Annotated in this window: 12 protein-coding genes; 3 read left to right on the plus strand and 9 right to left on the minus strand. The window is 72.9% G+C overall.

Annotated features, from left to right (window positions below):
• Positions 1 to 207 precede the first annotated feature (207 nt).
• The 7 genes from mraY to mraZ form a co-directional block, all read right to left on the minus strand.
• Positions 208 to 1,341, minus strand: a complete 1,134-nt coding sequence (gene mraY, locus AB0J93_RS23330) for a phospho-N-acetylmuramoyl-pentapeptide-transferase (protein ID WP_363924441.1) — start codon at positions 1,339 to 1,341, stop codon at positions 208 to 210.
• Complete coding sequence (gene murF, locus AB0J93_RS23335; protein ID WP_363924442.1) at positions 1,338 to 2,765, minus strand: UDP-N-acetylmuramoyl-tripeptide--D-alanyl-D-alanine ligase; 1,428 nt, start codon at positions 2,763 to 2,765, stop codon at positions 1,338 to 1,340. Before murF ends, mraY begins: the two co-directional genes overlap by 4 nt.
• The gene (locus AB0J93_RS23340; RefSeq protein ID WP_363924443.1) at positions 2,762 to 4,318 is read right to left on the minus strand and encodes a UDP-N-acetylmuramoyl-L-alanyl-D-glutamate--2,6-diaminopimelate ligase; all 1,557 of its coding nucleotides are present in this window, start codon (positions 4,316 to 4,318) and stop codon (positions 2,762 to 2,764) included. Before AB0J93_RS23340 ends, murF begins: the two co-directional genes overlap by 4 nt.
• A 46-nt stretch (positions 4,319 to 4,364) precedes the next feature.
• Positions 4,365 to 6,599, minus strand: coding sequence for a penicillin-binding protein 2 (locus tag AB0J93_RS23345; protein WP_363924444.1), 2,235 nt, complete (start codon positions 6,597 to 6,599; stop codon positions 4,365 to 4,367).
• A 3-nt stretch (positions 6,600 to 6,602) separates the two neighbouring features.
• Positions 6,603 to 7,208, minus strand: a complete 606-nt coding sequence (locus tag AB0J93_RS23350; protein WP_363924445.1) for a septum formation initiator family protein — start codon at positions 7,206 to 7,208, stop codon at positions 6,603 to 6,605.
• Positions 7,205 to 8,311, minus strand: a complete 1,107-nt coding sequence (rsmH, locus tag AB0J93_RS23355; protein ID WP_093401553.1) for a 16S rRNA (cytosine(1402)-N(4))-methyltransferase RsmH — start codon at positions 8,309 to 8,311, stop codon at positions 7,205 to 7,207. The genes AB0J93_RS23350 and rsmH overlap by 4 nt, the downstream gene beginning before the upstream one ends.
• A 210-nt stretch (positions 8,312 to 8,521) precedes the next feature.
• On the minus strand, positions 8,522 to 8,953 hold the full coding sequence (gene mraZ / locus AB0J93_RS23360) for a division/cell wall cluster transcriptional repressor MraZ (RefSeq protein ID WP_137781340.1): 432 nt from the start codon (positions 8,951 to 8,953) through the stop codon (positions 8,522 to 8,524).
• Between the two features lie 356 nt (positions 8,954 to 9,309).
• Here mraZ and AB0J93_RS23365 point away from each other — a divergent pair, with 356 nt between their 5' ends.
• Genes AB0J93_RS23365 through AB0J93_RS23375 form a run of 3 tightly spaced genes read left to right on the plus strand, consistent with a single transcriptional unit; the run spans position 9,310 to position 12,048 of the window.
• Complete coding sequence (locus tag AB0J93_RS23365) at positions 9,310 to 10,557, plus strand: MurT ligase domain-containing protein (protein ID WP_363924556.1); 1,248 nt, start codon at positions 9,310 to 9,312, stop codon at positions 10,555 to 10,557.
• Positions 10,547 to 11,266, plus strand: a complete 720-nt coding sequence (locus tag AB0J93_RS23370; RefSeq protein ID WP_363924446.1) for a glutamine amidotransferase — start codon at positions 10,547 to 10,549, stop codon at positions 11,264 to 11,266. The genes AB0J93_RS23365 and AB0J93_RS23370 overlap by 11 nt, the downstream gene beginning before the upstream one ends.
• The gene (locus AB0J93_RS23375; RefSeq protein ID WP_363924447.1) at positions 11,263 to 12,048 is read left to right on the plus strand and encodes a VTT domain-containing protein; all 786 of its coding nucleotides are present in this window, start codon (positions 11,263 to 11,265) and stop codon (positions 12,046 to 12,048) included. The genes AB0J93_RS23370 and AB0J93_RS23375 overlap by 4 nt, the downstream gene beginning before the upstream one ends.
• Positions 12,049 to 12,418: 370 nt before the next feature.
• Here the strand turns inward: AB0J93_RS23375 and AB0J93_RS23380 are convergent, their stop codons facing one another.
• Together AB0J93_RS23380 and AB0J93_RS23385 are read right to left on the minus strand one after the other, a co-directional pair.
• Complete coding sequence (locus AB0J93_RS23380; protein WP_363924448.1) at positions 12,419 to 13,093, minus strand: response regulator transcription factor; 675 nt, start codon at positions 13,091 to 13,093, stop codon at positions 12,419 to 12,421.
• Positions 13,090 to 14,463, minus strand: a complete 1,374-nt coding sequence (locus AB0J93_RS23385) for a sensor histidine kinase (protein WP_363924449.1) — start codon at positions 14,461 to 14,463, stop codon at positions 13,090 to 13,092. Before AB0J93_RS23385 ends, AB0J93_RS23380 begins: the two co-directional genes overlap by 4 nt.
• Positions 14,464 to 14,507: the final 44 nt, after the last annotated feature.

Raw genomic sequence — 14,507 nt, forward strand, 5'->3', positions numbered from 1 at the left:
CACACCCTTCTCGTCCCGCGCCTCCCCCACAACGCCATCATCGCCGCTGTCGTCATCCGACACCGCCGCTATCGCCCACTCGGCGTGTCGCACTTGCCCCCACCCTGTTGATCATGAAGTTGTTGCCGCGCCACGCCGGACAGAGCGACAACAACTTCATGATCAACGTGGCCGCGCCGTCCGGAGGGGCGGCCCGAAGGGGGTGGGTCAGCCCATGTTGGCCAGGAAGTCGCTGTAGAAGAGGCCGAGGGCGATGGCCACGCCGATGCCGGCGATGATCCAGAAGCGGACCACGATGTTGACCTCGCTCCAGCCGGCCAGTTCGAAGTGGTGCTGGAGGGGGGACATCCGGAAGACGCGCTTGCCGGTGGTCTTGAAGGAGATGATCTGGATCACCACCGACATCGTGATGATCACGAACAGGCCACCGATGATCAGCAGGAGCAGGATCGTACGGGTCGACATCGCCATGCCGGCGATCAGGCCACCGAGGCCGAGTGCTCCGGTGTCGCCCATGAAGATCCGGGCCGGCGAGGTGTTCCACCACAGGAAGCCGACGCAGGCCCCGGCCGCCGCCCCGGCGATCAGCGCGATCTCCAGGGGGTCGCGGACGGTGTAGCAGTAGTTGTCCGGATTCGCGGTGTACGCCGGGTCGGCGCACCAGTGGCGGTACTGCCAGAACGCGATCACCGCGTACGCGCCGAGCACCATCACCGAGGCGCCGGTGGCCAGCCCGTCGAGGCCGTCGGTGAGGTTGACACCGTTGGTCGCCGCCATCACCACGAAGATGAAGATGATCACCGCGCCGACCTTGGTGACGTCCAGCGCCGGGATGTCCCGGATGAAGCTGAGCGTGGTGCTGCCGACCGTCTCGGTGTTCGTCACCGCGCCGGTGGCGTCGGTCATGGTGGACGGGAACCAGAGCGCGACCACCCCGAACACCGCGCCGACCAGGATCTGCCCGAGCAGCTTGCCACGCGCGCTCAGGCCACCGCTGTGCCGCTTGCGCACCTTCAGGAAGTCGTCGATGAAGCCGACCGCACCGGCGAAGACCATCAGCCCCAGCAGTACCAGCGCCGTGATGGTCGGCTCGACCTGGGCGATCTGCGCGTCGGGCAGCGTGGTCAGGGCGAGGTGACCGGCCACGTACGCGATGACGGTGGCCAGGATGAACACCACGCCGCCCATCGTCGGCGTGCCCTTCTTGCCCTGGTGCATCTGCGGGCCCTCGGCCCGGATGGGTTGTCCGGCCTTGAGCCGGGTGAAGACCCGGATCGCGATCGGGGTGCAGAACAGCGAGACCAGGAAGGCCACCCCGATGGCCACGATGACCGCCCTCACGCGGTGCCACCCCCGGCCGACGCCGACGTACCCGTACCGTCCCCGGCGGCCTCGACGCGCAGCGCGTCGGCCACCTCCCACGTCCGGTACCGGGAGCCCTTCACCAGGACGACGTCGCCCGGCCGTAGCTCGCTGCGCAGCACCTCGACGGCCGCCGCCTGATCGGTGAGCAGCACCGACTCTCCTCCCCAGTCACCTACCGATGTCGCCCCGTGATGGATCGGCGCCGCCGCCTCGCCGACCACGAGCAACCGGTCCACACCCAGCTCGGCCGCGAGCCGGCCCACCTCGGCATGTCCCTGCGCCTCGAACTCGCCCAGCTCGGCCATGTAGCCGAGCACCGCGACGGTACGCCGTCCCGCGCCGATGCCGCCCAGCGCCCGCAGCGCCACCGCCATCGACGCCGGGTTGGCGTTGTACGAGTCGTCGATGACCGTGACCGCGTCGGTGCGCTCGAAGACGTCCATCCGACGGGTGGAAACCAGCCCCAGCGCGCCCAGCGCGGTGGCCAGTTCGGCCAGCGGCATCCCCAGTTCCCGCGCCACGGCCGCGGCGGCCAGGCTGTTCCAGACCTGGTGCCGGCCGGTGAGCCCGAGTCGCACCGGCGCACTGCCCTCCGGCGTGACCAGGGTGTACGCGGGCCGCCCCCGCTCGTCCAACGTCACGTCCACGGCCCGCACGTCGGCGTGCGCCGACTCGCCGTAGCGGATCACCCGCGCCACCGTCCGGGCGGCCATGGCGTCGACAAGCGGGTCGTCGGCATTCAACACCGCCAGACCGTCGGCCGGCAGCGCCTCGACCAGCTCGCCCTTGGCCAGAGCGATGTTCTCCTGCGACCCGAACTCGCCGATGTGCGACACCCCGACGTTGAGCACCACGGAGATGCGCGGCGGCGCGACCTCGCAGAGGTACCGCACGTGGCCGATGCCCCGGGCGCCCTTCTCCATCACCAGATAGCGGGTGGTCGGGCTGGCCTGCAACGCCGTGTAGGGGTGCCCCAGCTCGTTGTTGAACGATCCGGGCGGTGCCACCGTCTCCCCGAGCCGCGTGGTCAGCTGGGCGATCAGGTCCTTGGTGGTGGTCTTGCCGGAGGAGCCGGTCAGCCCGATCACGGTGAGCCCGGGCAGCCGGTCCACCACCGCACGGGCCAGCCGGCCCATCGCCGCCAACGGGTCGGCGACAACGATCATCGGCACCCCGGGCACCTCGCGGGTACCCAGGACCGCCACCGCGCCGGACGCCACCGCCGCGGCGGCGAAGTCGTGGCCGTCCACCTTCTCCCCGTCGAAGGCGACGAACAGCCCACCGGGGGTGACCTTGCGGGAGTCGAACTCCACGCTGCCGGTGATCTGCGCGGCGGGATCGGCGGCGACCAGCCGACCGTCGACCGCCGAGGCCACCTCCGCCAGGCTGAGCGTGATCACTGGCCCTCCAGATCCCCGAAGCGGCCCCGCAGCGCGTCGGCAAGCTCGGTTCGGTCGTCGAACGGGTACACCTCGCCGGCGATCTCCTGGCCCCGCTCGTGCCCCTTGCCGAGCAGGGCCACCACGTCACCCGACGTCGCCAGCCGCACCGCCTCGTCGATCGCCGCCCGGCGGCCACCGACCTCGATGACCTGGGCCGATGCGTTGGCCCGGTACGCACCGGCAAGGACCTCGGCACGGATCGCCGCCGGATCCTCGGTGCGGGGGTTGTCGTCGGTCACCACCACCACGTCGGCACCGGCCGCGGCGGCGGCACCCATCGCCGGCCGCTTCGCCCGGTCCCGGTCACCACCGGCCCCGATGACGCAGATCAGCCGGCCGGTGCTGAGTTCCCGCAGCGCGGCCAACGCGGCCACCACGGCGTCGGTCTTGTGCGCGTAGTCGACCACCCCGCGGACCCCGCCGGCCACCCCCACCGACTCCAGCCGCCCGGGTACGCCGCCGCAGGCGGCGACTCCCTCGGCGGCGGTCGCCGGGTCGACCCCGGCGGCCACCAGGCTGGCGATGGCCAGCAGGGCGTTGGACACGTTGTGCCGGCCGGGCAGCGCCACCCGGGCGGGCAGGGTCAGCCCGTCCGGGCCGTGCGCGGTGAACCGCTGCGCGTACCCCTCGCCGGTCTGCTCGTCGGCCCACCAGGTGGCGGCCGGGTCCCCGACGGCGGAGAAGCTGACCGTGCCGGGCTTGAACAACGCCTTCAGCGCGGGGTCGTCGTGGTTGAGCACCTCGACCGCGCACCGGCCGTCGAACAGCCGGGCCTTGGCGGCGAAGTAGTCCTCGGCGTCGGCGTGGAAGTCCAGGTGGTCGGAGCCGAAGTTGGTCCAGCCACCGACGGTGAACCGCACCCCGCCGACCCGGCCCATCGCCAGGGCGTGGCTGGAGACCTCCATGACCACCGCGGTCACCCCACGCTCGCCGGCCGCGGCGAGCATGGCGTGCAGGTCGGTGGCCTCGGGCGTGGTTCGCACGCTGTCGATCACCAGATCGCCGAGGCGGGTCTCCACGGTGCCGATCAGGCCGGTGGTGTGGCCGGCGGCCCGCAGCCCCGACTCGATCAGGTACGCGGTGGAGGTCTTGCCGGCGGTGCCGGTCACGCCGATCACGGTCAGCCCCGCCGTGGGATCGCCGTAGACGGCCGAGGCGAGCGTGCCGAGCACCGCGCGGGGGTCAGCCACCACCAGGGCCGGCAACCCGCTGTCGGCGGCCCGCTCGGCACCTGCCGGATCGGTAAGCATCGCGACCGCACCGGCGCTCGCCGCGTCGGCGGCGAACTCCGCGCCGTGCCGTCGGGCACCGGGCAGGGCCGCGTACAGATCGCCGGGGCGGACCTCGCCGCTGGCGTGGGTCACCCCGGTCACCATCGGGTCGGCACTGGTCGGGGACGCCACGGCGAGCCGGGCGGCCAGGTCACCGAGCCGGATCCCGGTCACGGAACGGGGACGAGGATTGCCGCGCACGGCGTCAGACCCTACCCGGTCGCTCGGTCCGGGCCGCACGGCGCGCCTGAATCTCCGTCTGATGAAGTCGAACCGCAGGTGGTGGCTACGGGAAGACGGTGAACGTCGGTGCCGGTTCGGTCGACGGCGGTACCCGGTGATGACGCAGGGTGAAGGTCATCATGTCCTGGAAGGCCGGTGCCGAGATCTGGCCGCCGCCGCCGCTCGGGCTGTGCACGAAGACCGCGATGACGTAGCGCGGGTCCTCCGCGGGGGCCATCCCGATGAACGAGGCGACCTCACCGGGTTGCTTCTTGCCGTCGACAAGCCGCCAGCCCGTGCCGGTCTTGCCGGCGACCCGGTAACCGGGGACCGCGGCGGCCAGCCCGGTGGCGTCCTCGACCGTGGTGACCGCCTCCATGATCGTACGCAGGGCGGCGGCGTTGTCCGGACTGAGCACCTGCCGGGTCTCCGGCGCCGGTGCGGGGGTCCGTTTCCCGTTCGGCGCGATCGTCTCCTTCAGCAGGTGCGGTTGGATGTATGTGCCGTCGTTGGCGATCGCGGCGTAGGCGGCGGCCATCTGCAACGGGGTGGCGTCCACGCTGTGCCCGATCGGCACCGACCCATGCGACGACCCGCTCCACTCCTCCACCGGCAGCAGCCGCCCGCTCGCCTCACCGGGCATCCCGACCTCGGTCGCCTTACCCAGGCCGAACCGCCGCTGGTAGTCGAGCAGGCGTTCCGCGCCGAGCTTGTCAGCTATCTGGATGGTGCCGACGTTCGACGAGTACGCCATCATGCCGGCGACGTTCATCCGCCGCCCGTTCGCCTGATGGGTGTCGCGGAACCAGGTGTCGCCCTTGCGGATGGCGTTGGCCACCGGGAACGAGGTGTCCGGGGTGATCACCCCTTCCTGCAGGGCGGCCCCGAACGTGATCGGCTTGTGCACCGAGCCCGGGTCGACGATGAAGCTGGTGGCCGCGTCCTCCCGGTCGGTCGGCTCACTCGGGAAGGGCTTCGCCGCGTTGTAGGTGGGGTGGCTGGCCTGGGCCAGCACCTCACCGGTACGCGCGTCCAGCACCACGGCGGCACCGGTGCTGCCCTGCACCTGCTGCATCTGCTCGCTGAGGATGCGCTGCACCATGAACTGCAGGTCACGGTCGATTGTGAGCACCACCGAACTGCCCGGCTTGGCCTTCGTGGTGCGGCTGTAGCCCCCCGGGATGGGTGCGGCCAGGTCGCCGAGACCGGCCTCGAAGACCCGTTGGCCGTCCTCGCCGTGCAGCACGTCGTCGAAGCGCGCCTCCAGGCCCTCCAGCCCGACCATGTCCGGGCTGGTGAAGCCGATCAGGTTGGCGGCCAGATCCCCGCCGGGCACCTCGCGCCGCTCGTCGCGGTGAGTGGCGATGCCGGGCAGCTTGAGCGCCATGATCTCCTTGGCGCGGTCGATGTCCACCCCTCGGGCCAGGTACTCGAACTGCGAGTCGACGCCGTTGATCCGCTTGCGGGGTTTCATCTTCCCGGCCAGTTCGGAGGCGGGGATACCCAGCAACGGGCTGAGCGCCCGCGCGGTCGCCGCGATGTCGACGACCCGGGTCGGATCGGCGTAGACGTACCGGGCCTCGACGCTGTGCGCCAGGGCGGCCTCGCCCGAGCGGTCGAAGATGGCGCCCCGCGGCGCGGGCAGCGGCACGGTCGTGATGCGGTCGGCGAGCCCGCCGTCGGCGTACGCCGGGGTGTCGACGGTCTGGAGCACGACCAGCCGCACGCCGACGGCGACGAAGAGGGCCAGGGTCAACGCGGTACCCAGCCGCAGCCGACGCCCCGGGTCGGCCAGCCGGGGCGGCCGGGGACGCTTGCGCGACGGCCGGCGCGGCGGCGTGCGGTCCCCGCGATGCGGCTCCCGGCTGGCCACCCGCCGTCGGGGGGCGGTGAGCGGAGGCTCGTCGCGCGGGGTGCGGTCGGTGACGGTACGGGTCACCGTGGCGCGTGCCGCGCCACCGTCCCGGCGGGCCGCGCCGCCCGGCCGGCCGGCCGCCCGGCCGGCGGTGACGCGGCCACCGTCGAGGACCTGTAGCGCCGGCCGGAACGGATCCTGCGACCGGTTGCTGCGCGGCGTACGCCGCTGCTCCGCGCGTCCGGTGCCGGACGGCGCGCCGCCCTCCCGGATGGAGCGGCCCCGGGGGGTGTAGGCGCGGGCGTCGGAGATTCCGCCGAGGCCCGCCTCCGCGTCCCGCTCCGCCGCCGCGCGGGGCGGCCTCCCCCGCTGCCCGCCGCCACGCGACGAACCGCGCCGGGAGCCTTCGGCGTCCCGGCGCGGTTCATCCGATCTCGGTGGCACGGCCTACCCCTCCGCGCCCTGCTGGCTGGTGATGGAGAGCTGCCCACCGGCCGGCTGCGGCACCCCGATCACCTTGCCGTCCGGCAGCCGGATGTACGCCGGCTCACCCGACTCGACCAGCCCCAGCTTGCGGGCCTGGGCGGCGAGGTTGCCCGGCGACTCGGACTCGGCGATCTGCTTCTTCAGCTGCTGCTGCTCCACGTCGAGCTTGGCCTGCTGCTGCTGCAACTCGTCCAACCGGAAGGCGTTCTCGTTGATCTTCGTGTTGACCGCCAGGATGCCCAGCACCCCGCCGACGACCAGCACCACCACCAGCGCCGCGAACGGCGCCCGCGGCACCCGCACCGGCGGCGGCGGGGCGACCCGCAGCCGCGGCGACTCCGACCGTTCGGCCGCGACGGCGGCCCGCTCCACCGGACGCAGCGCCGCGCTGCCCTGAGTCGGGAACTCGCGCGCCCCCCGGGCGCGAGTCTCCGCCGACCGGTTCACCCGGTCCGTCCGCCGGGCACCGTCGCCCGTCCCCCGGGTCCGCTCCGCCGCGATCCGGCCCCCCGACCGCGGTGCGCGCTGCCCGACGCCGGCGATGTCCCGACGCTTGTCTACGTTCATGTCCCCTCCCCCTCTTCGTCCGTGGTGTCCCCCGGCGCCCGCCGCGGATCCGGACCGGATTCCGTGGTTGACCCCGTCCCCGGTTGGTGCATCGCCTTTACCCGGCGGCGGTACCGTTCGCGGTCGGTACGCCCCCGTTGCCGTGCCTGCGGGTCGATCCGCTCCGCGGCCCGCAGGCGCACCGAAGCGGCCCGCGGATTCGCGGTGACCTCCACCTCCCCGGGCAGTTCCGCGCCCCGGCTGAGCAGCCGGAACGTCGGCTCTGACCCGGGCAGTTCGACCGGGAGGTCGATCGGGCCCGTGCTGCGGACCCGATCGGCGAGCGCCTGCTTGGTGAGCCTGTCCTCCAACGAGTGGTAGGACAGGACCACCAGGCGACCGCCGACGGCGAGCCGGTCCAGAGCGGCCGGCAACGCTGTCTCCAGCGCTGCCAGTTCTCTGTTTACCTCGATCCGTAAAGCCTGAAACGTTCTCTTTGCCGGGTGTCCCCCGGTTCGTCGGGCTGGTGCCGGAATCGACTCCCGGACCAGCTCGGCCAGCCGCGCCGACGAGGTGATCCGGCCGCGTTCCCGCTCCCGGATGATCGCCGAGGCGATCCGCCCGGCGAACTTCTCCTCGCCGTAGACCCGCAGCACCCGTGCCAGGTCCGGGTGCGGGTAGGTGTTGACCACCTCCTCGGCGGTCACCCCCCGGGTCTGGTCCATCCGCATGTCCAACGGCGCATCCTGTGCGTACGCGAACCCGCGGTCGGGCGCGTCGAGCTGCAACGAGGAGACACCGAGATCGAACAGGACCCCGTCCACGGACGGGTATCCCAGCCGGTCGAGCACCTCGGGCAGTTCGTCGTAGACGGCGTGCTCCAGATGGACCCGGTCGGCGAACCGGGCCAGCCGGACCCTGGCGTGGGCCAGCGCCTCGGTGTCCCGGTCCAGGCCCACCAGCACCGTCTCCGGATGGGCCTGCAGCACCGCCTCGGCGTGGCCAGCCAGACCCAACGTCGCGTCGACGTGCACGGTGCGCCCACCCCGGCCCAGTGCGGGGGCCAGCAGCTCGAGACATCGCTCGAGCAGCACCGGCACGTGCGTGCCGCGTAGCTCCCCCATGTCGACCCCCACTGGTTGAACCGGTTGTGTGTTCGCGCCCTGTTCGTCGGACGACGCCGTGCCGTCGTACCGCCAGATCCCCATCCGCTCTCCGCCCGCCCGTCGGGCCGCAGGCCCGGAGGGTCGGATCGTGCGCCTGGCACCGGGGAAGGGATGCCAGGAACTCGAAAGCGGCTGGAGATCTCGCAGTACGTCGGGCGTCGCCACGCCCTACAGACCGCCGGGCAGCACCCCTTCCTCGATGTCGGCGAAGTCGTCTTCGCTCTCGGCGAGGTAGGTCTCCCAGGCGACCTTGTCCCAGATCTCCACCCGGGTGCTCGCACCGATGACCACCAGGTCCCGGTCGAGCCCCGCATATGTACGCAGGTGCGCCGGGATGGTCACCCGACCCTGCTTGTCCGGCACCTCGTCGTGCGCGCTGGCGAAGAACACACGGCTGTAGGCCCGGGCCGCCTTGTGTGTCATCGGCTGCGCACGCAACTGCTCCGCGATCCGCTGGAACTCCGGCGTCGGGAAGACGTAGAGGCAGCGCTCCTGCCCTTTGGTGATCACGACACCCCCCGCCAGCTCATCCCGGAACTTCGCCGGAAGGATCAACCGGCCTTTGTCGTCCAGGCGCGGAGTGTGGGTGCCGAGGAACATCGGCCCAACCCCCTCGCCCTTTGAGCGGCGTTCGCGCGCCGCTGACCCCCCGGGCCGGTGGGCCCCTCCCGGCCCCACCAATGCGCCCCACTCTACTCCACTTCCCTCCACTCGCAACCAGATTCGACCGCGTGGCGCGCCGCGTCTCGCCACAAAACCGCACGTCAGCCGGGGTGGAGCGGAGTGGAGGGCCGGACGGCCCCGCGGGGCGGGTCCGCTTTCCGACATAGATCGACTCCGTCCGGCCGAGCGTCATCCGACCGTGCGCCGGCAGAGCCGACCCGAACGGATCGCCGTCGGTGGCGATCTCGCGGGTCCGCTGGTCCGGTAACCTCGCTCGCGTGACGGACGCGAAGATGCCCCTGCGGGCGAAGGTGGCCAGCTCCGTGTCACGGACCGCCGCGGCGTTGTCCCGGGCGGCGGGCCGGGGCGACGGGTCGGTGATCGGTGGTTGGCTCGGCCTGAAGATCGACCCGGAGTTGCTCGCTCACCTCTCCGCCGGCCGGGCCATCGCGCTGATCTCCGGCACCAACGGCAAGACCACCACCACCCGGCTCGCGGCCGCGGCCGTCGGGGTGCTCGGCCGGGTCGCCACCAACTCGTTCGGCGCCAACATGCCCACCGGACACACCTCCGCCCTGGCCAAGGCCGGCAGCACGCCGTACGCGGTGCTGGAGGTCGACGAGCACTACCTCGCCCAGGTGATCGAGGCGACCGACCCACACGTGGTGGCGCTGCTCAACCTCTCCCGTGACCAGTTGGACCGGGCCAAGGAGGTCGCCATGATGGCGCAGCTCTGGCGCGCGTCGCTGGCCCGGCACCCGGACATCCGCGTCATCGCCAACGCCGACGACCCGATGGTGGTCTGGGCCGCCACCCCGCCGGCCACCCACGACCAGCGGATCACCCCGCCGCACGTCACCTGGTTCTCCGCCGGGCAGCGTTGGCACGACGACTCCTGGGTCTGCCCGGAGTGCGGCTCCACCATCCAGCGCTCCGGCGAGCAGTGGTGGTGCACCGGCTGCCCGCTACGCCGGCCGGAGCCGCAGTGGACCGTGGACGACGAGGGCGTCGTCGACCCGACCGGCGCCTGGTACAAGGTCAAGCTGCAACTCCCCGGCAAGGTCAACGTCGGCAACGCGGCCACCGCACTCGCGGTCGCGGCCGAATTCGGCGTACGCCCCTTCGACGCGGTCCCCCGCCTCGGCGACGTGACCTCGGTGGCCGGGCGCTACGCCCAGGTCGTCCGGGAGGGTCGCACCGTGCGACTGCTGCTGGCCAAGAACCCGGCCAGTTGGCTGGAGGCGTTCGACATGGCGGACGAGGCGCCGACGCTGCTGTCCATCAACGCCCGGGACCCCGACGGGCTGGACACCTCCTGGCTCTTCGACGTCGACTTCGCCCCGCTGCGTGGACGCCTGGTGCTCATCACCGGCGACCGGGCGTACGACCTGGCCGTGCGGCTGGAGGTCAACGACGTGCCCTTCCAGTACGTACGCACCTTCGACGAGGCCGTCCGGGCGGTACCGCCGGGTCGGCTGGAGGTCATCGCGAACTACACCGCGTTCCAGGACATCCGAGCGGAGTTGGACCGTGTCAACTGAGACCCTGCGCATCGTCTGGATCTACCCGGACCTGCTGTCGACCTACGGCGACCGGGGCAATGCCCTGATCCTGGCCCGCCGGGCCCAGCAGCGCGGGTTCCCGGTCGAGGTGTTGGAGGTCCGCTCCGACCAGCGGCTGCCCACCACAGCCGACATCTACCTCATCGGCGGCGGCGAGGACGGCCCGCAGGCGCTCGGCGCGCAACGACTGCTCGCCGACGGTGGCCTGCACCGGGCGGTGGCTCAGGGCTCCGTGGTCTTCGGGGTCTGCGCCGGCTACCAACTGCTGGGCACCTCGTTCTTCGCCAAGGGCGCCCAGTACCCGGGCCTGGAACTGCTCGACCTCTCCTCGGACCGGGGCCCCAGCCGGGCCGTCGGCGAGTTGGCCGGCGACATCGACGCCCGCCTCGGCCTACCGCCGCTGACCGGGTTCGAGAACCACGGCGGCCGCACCCACCTCGGTCCCGGGGTCTCCCCGTTGGCCCGGGTCACCGCCGGGGTCGGCAACGACGGTGCCACCGAGGGGGCCTGGCGGGGCAAACTGCTCGGCACGTACTCGCACGGCCCGGCGCTGGCCCGCAACCCGGCCCTGGCCGACCTGCTGCTGCGCTGGGCGACCGGCGCGCAGCACCTGCCCCCGCTCGACGACACCTGGGCCGACCGGCTGCGGGCCGAACGCCGGACCGCGGTGGCCACCGCCCGGGCATGATCCGCAAGCTGCGGAGACGACTACTGCGGGCGAGCCGGTCGGGCGACCCCGGAGCCGCCCCTCCGCAGCCCGCCACCCCACCGGTCGACCCTCCGCCGGTCTGGTGGCGCCGCCTGCTTGTCGCTGCGACGCCGTCGGCCACCCGGTTCGCGCTGCTGCTGCTCCTGCTCGCCGTCTTCGGGGCGACGCTGCTGCTGGTGCCGCACCCGGAGCCGACGGCGCTGCCGGACCTGGCCGACCGGATGGGGCGGCTCGCTCCGGTGGCCGGTGTGCTCGGCGGGGCGCTGCTGCTGGTGGCGCTGGTCCCCCGCACGTTCATCACGCTCGCCGCGGGGGCGATCTTCGGTGCCCTGGAAGGTGCCGCGTACGCGCTCGGCGCCGCACTGCTGGCGGCGGCGATCGGCTTCACCGTGGGTCGGGTGCTGGGCCGGGATTTCGTCGCCGAACGCGTCCGGGGCCGGCTGGCCCGCCTCGACCGCTGGTTCACCCGGCAGAGCGTCCTCGGCGTGGTCACCGTACGGCTGCTGCCCATCTCCGGTTTCGGTCTGGTCAGCTACGGCTACGGCACCACCGGCGCGCGGGTGCTGCCGTTCCTCGTCGGCAGCGTGATCGCCTCCGCGCCGACCGCGTTCGGCTATGCGGCGGTCGGTGCAGCCGTGACCAGCCCCAACGAGATCAACTGGTTCGCCGCCGCCCCGGCTTCGCTGGGCTTCATCGCCAGCGCCATCCTGCTCGCCCGCTGGTGGCGCGCCGAACGCCGCCTCCGCCGCACTTCCCGCTGACCGAACACGACCCGCCCACCCAGCCCACCCAGCCAAGGCAACGGCACCGAGATCGCACCGCGCGACGCACCCTCTCACGCCGACCACCGTCTCGCGCCGACCCGCAACCCCGACCGTGCCCGCCGCAACTTCGAGCGGGACCGCGCAACCCAGGGCAAGCCGGAGCGTGGGCAACGGGCTGCGATTGGGCGGGCAGCCCGGGATGGGGACGGCAGCCGGGGACGGGTGGTTAGCCCCGTGGGACTGTCGGCAGTGGATCCGGCGAGCGGCACGCCGAGGACGGGCGGCAGTGAACCCGGGTACCGGGGACGGGCGGCAGTGAACCCGGGTGAACGGCACGCCGGGACGGGCAGCGGGGTGGTGGGGTGGTTCAGCGGGGTGGGGTGACCAGGCCGGCTTCGTAGGCGGCGATGACCAGGTGCACCCGGTCGCGGGCGCCGAGCTTGCTGAACAGCCGGGCCACGTGCGCCTTGGCGGTGGCCGCACTGATCACCAACTCGGCGGCGATCTCGGCGTTGGACAGGCCCCGGCCCACGAGGGTGAGCACCTCGCGCTCCCGATCGGTCACCCCGGCCAGCGGCCGGGGCATCGAGGCCGGCGGCCGGGGCATCGAGGCCGGCGGCCGGCGGCTGAACTCGGCGATCAGTCGCCGGGTGACGCCCGGTGCGATCAACGCGTCCCCGGCTGCTACCACCCGGATCGCGCCCAGAATGTCCTCCAGCGCCATGTCCTTGACGAGAAAGCCGCTCGCGCCGGCCCGCAGCGCGGCATGTACGTGCTCGTCGTCGTCGAACGTGGTGAGCACCAGCACCCGCGCGGGACCGCCGGAGTCGGTGATCGTCCGCGTCGCCTGGATGCCGTCGGTCCCCGGCATCCGCAGATCCATCAGCACCACGTCGGGCAGCACCTCACGAGCCAGGCGCACCGCCTCGGTGCCGGTGCCAGCCTCGCCGACCACTGCCATGTCCGGCACGTCGGCGATCAGCACGCGCAGCCCGGCCCGCACCAGCGGCTGGTCGTCGACGAGCAGCACCCGGATGGTCACGGCTCCACCGCCTCGTCAGGACGGCCACCGGCCCCGCCACCACCATCCGAACGGCCACCGACGGAACTGGCACCACCCGGACCGTCGCCGAGCCGGCCGCCACCATCCGGACGGCCACCGACCGAACCAGCACCGCCCGGAGGGCCACCCGCCCGGACGGCGTCGACCGGCCGGCCACCGGCCGGGACGGCGTTCTCCGGCGACACCGGCAGCCGGGCTGTCACCCGGAAGCCTCCCTCGGACCGTGGCCCGGCCCGGAACCGGCCACCGACGGCGATGACCCGCTCGCGCATGCCGATCAAGCCGTGCCCCTCGACGCCGATCGGGCCGCCCCGGCCGTCGTCGACGATCTCCACCGTGACCGCCTCATCGCCGCGCTCGACGACGACCCGGCACGCGTCGACCCCGGCGTGGCGGACCACGTTGGTGAGCGCCTCCTGGACGATGCGGAACGCGGCGAGGTCGACCTCGGCCGGGACGGGCGCGTCGCCGGTCGTACGCAGTTCGACCCGAACACCCGCATCGCCGGTGGCCGCGACCAGCCGGTCCAGGTCCGCCAACCCGGGCGCGGGCTCCAGCGACGCCGGATCCCCGTCGCCGCGGCGCAGCGCGCCGAGGGTACGCCGCAGTCCGGCCAGCGTGTCCCGGCTGGCCGCCTCGATGGTGGCCAGGGCGGCGCGGGCGTGCGCCGGTTGGGTGTCGATCACCCGCGCTCCCACCCCGGCCTGGATGGCGATGACACCGATGCTGTGCGCGACCATGTCGTGCAGTTCCCGGGCGATGCGCAGCCGTTCGGCGGTGACCGCCTCGGTGGCGGCGTGGACGCGCAGCGCGGCCGCGTAGTTCCGCCGGGCCCGCACCGAGTTGCCGGTGATCCAGGCGGCCGCGACCGCCAGCACGGTCAGCGCGGCCTGGTCCACCGGCTCGACTCCTAGGGCCACGAAGCCGGCGAGCACCTGTGTCACCAGCACCACCCCGGCGGCCGGCAACGACACCCGACGGGAACGGTTCGCGGCGACGACGGCGAGTGCCGCGTCGACGGCGAGGAACTGGAGGTTGAAGATGTCGCCGAGGTACCCGGCGTCCCGGCCGTGCACGGTCGCGGCACACAGTGTCGCTCCGGCGAGCATCAGACCGAGCGCGGTCAGCGGCCGGCGACGCAGCAGACCCGTCGGCAGTGCAACGATCAGCACCGGCACCAGGTAGCGCACCGGCAGCCACCAACCCACCACGCCGACACCGTCGCCACTGTTCGCCACGGCCGGCGCCAGCACCCAGAGCACCGGTAGGAGGGCGACCCCGGCCCACACCAGGATCGCCCGCATCACCGGCACGGCGGCACGCGGCCGGATCAGGGCGATGGCATCCATCGGCACACGGTATCCAGCGCCGCGCCGCACCGGCATCGGCCCGG

The organism is Micromonospora sp. NPDC049374, from assembly GCF_040677165.1.
GTDB lineage: Bacteria > Actinomycetota > Actinomycetes > Mycobacteriales > Micromonosporaceae > Micromonospora.

Excerpts from the sequence above, each read along its gene's own strand:
- AB0J93_RS23350 (WP_363924445.1), bottom strand. The coding sequence starts at position 7,208 with ATGAACGTAGACAAGCGTCGGGACATCGCCGGCGTCGGGCAGCGCGCA.
- rsmH (WP_093401553.1), bottom strand. The coding sequence starts at position 8,311 with ATGGGGGAGCTACGCGGCACGCACGTGCCGGTGCTGCTCGAGCGATGT.
- mraZ (WP_137781340.1), bottom strand. The coding sequence starts at position 8,953 with ATGTTCCTCGGCACCCACACTCCGCGCCTGGACGACAAAGGCCGGTTG.
- AB0J93_RS23365 (WP_363924556.1), top strand. The coding sequence starts at position 9,310 with ATGCCCCTGCGGGCGAAGGTGGCCAGCTCCGTGTCACGGACCGCCGCG.
- AB0J93_RS23375 (WP_363924447.1), top strand. The coding sequence starts at position 11,263 with ATGATCCGCAAGCTGCGGAGACGACTACTGCGGGCGAGCCGGTCGGGC.
- AB0J93_RS23385 (WP_363924449.1), bottom strand. The coding sequence starts at position 14,463 with ATGGATGCCATCGCCCTGATCCGGCCGCGTGCCGCCGTGCCGGTGATG.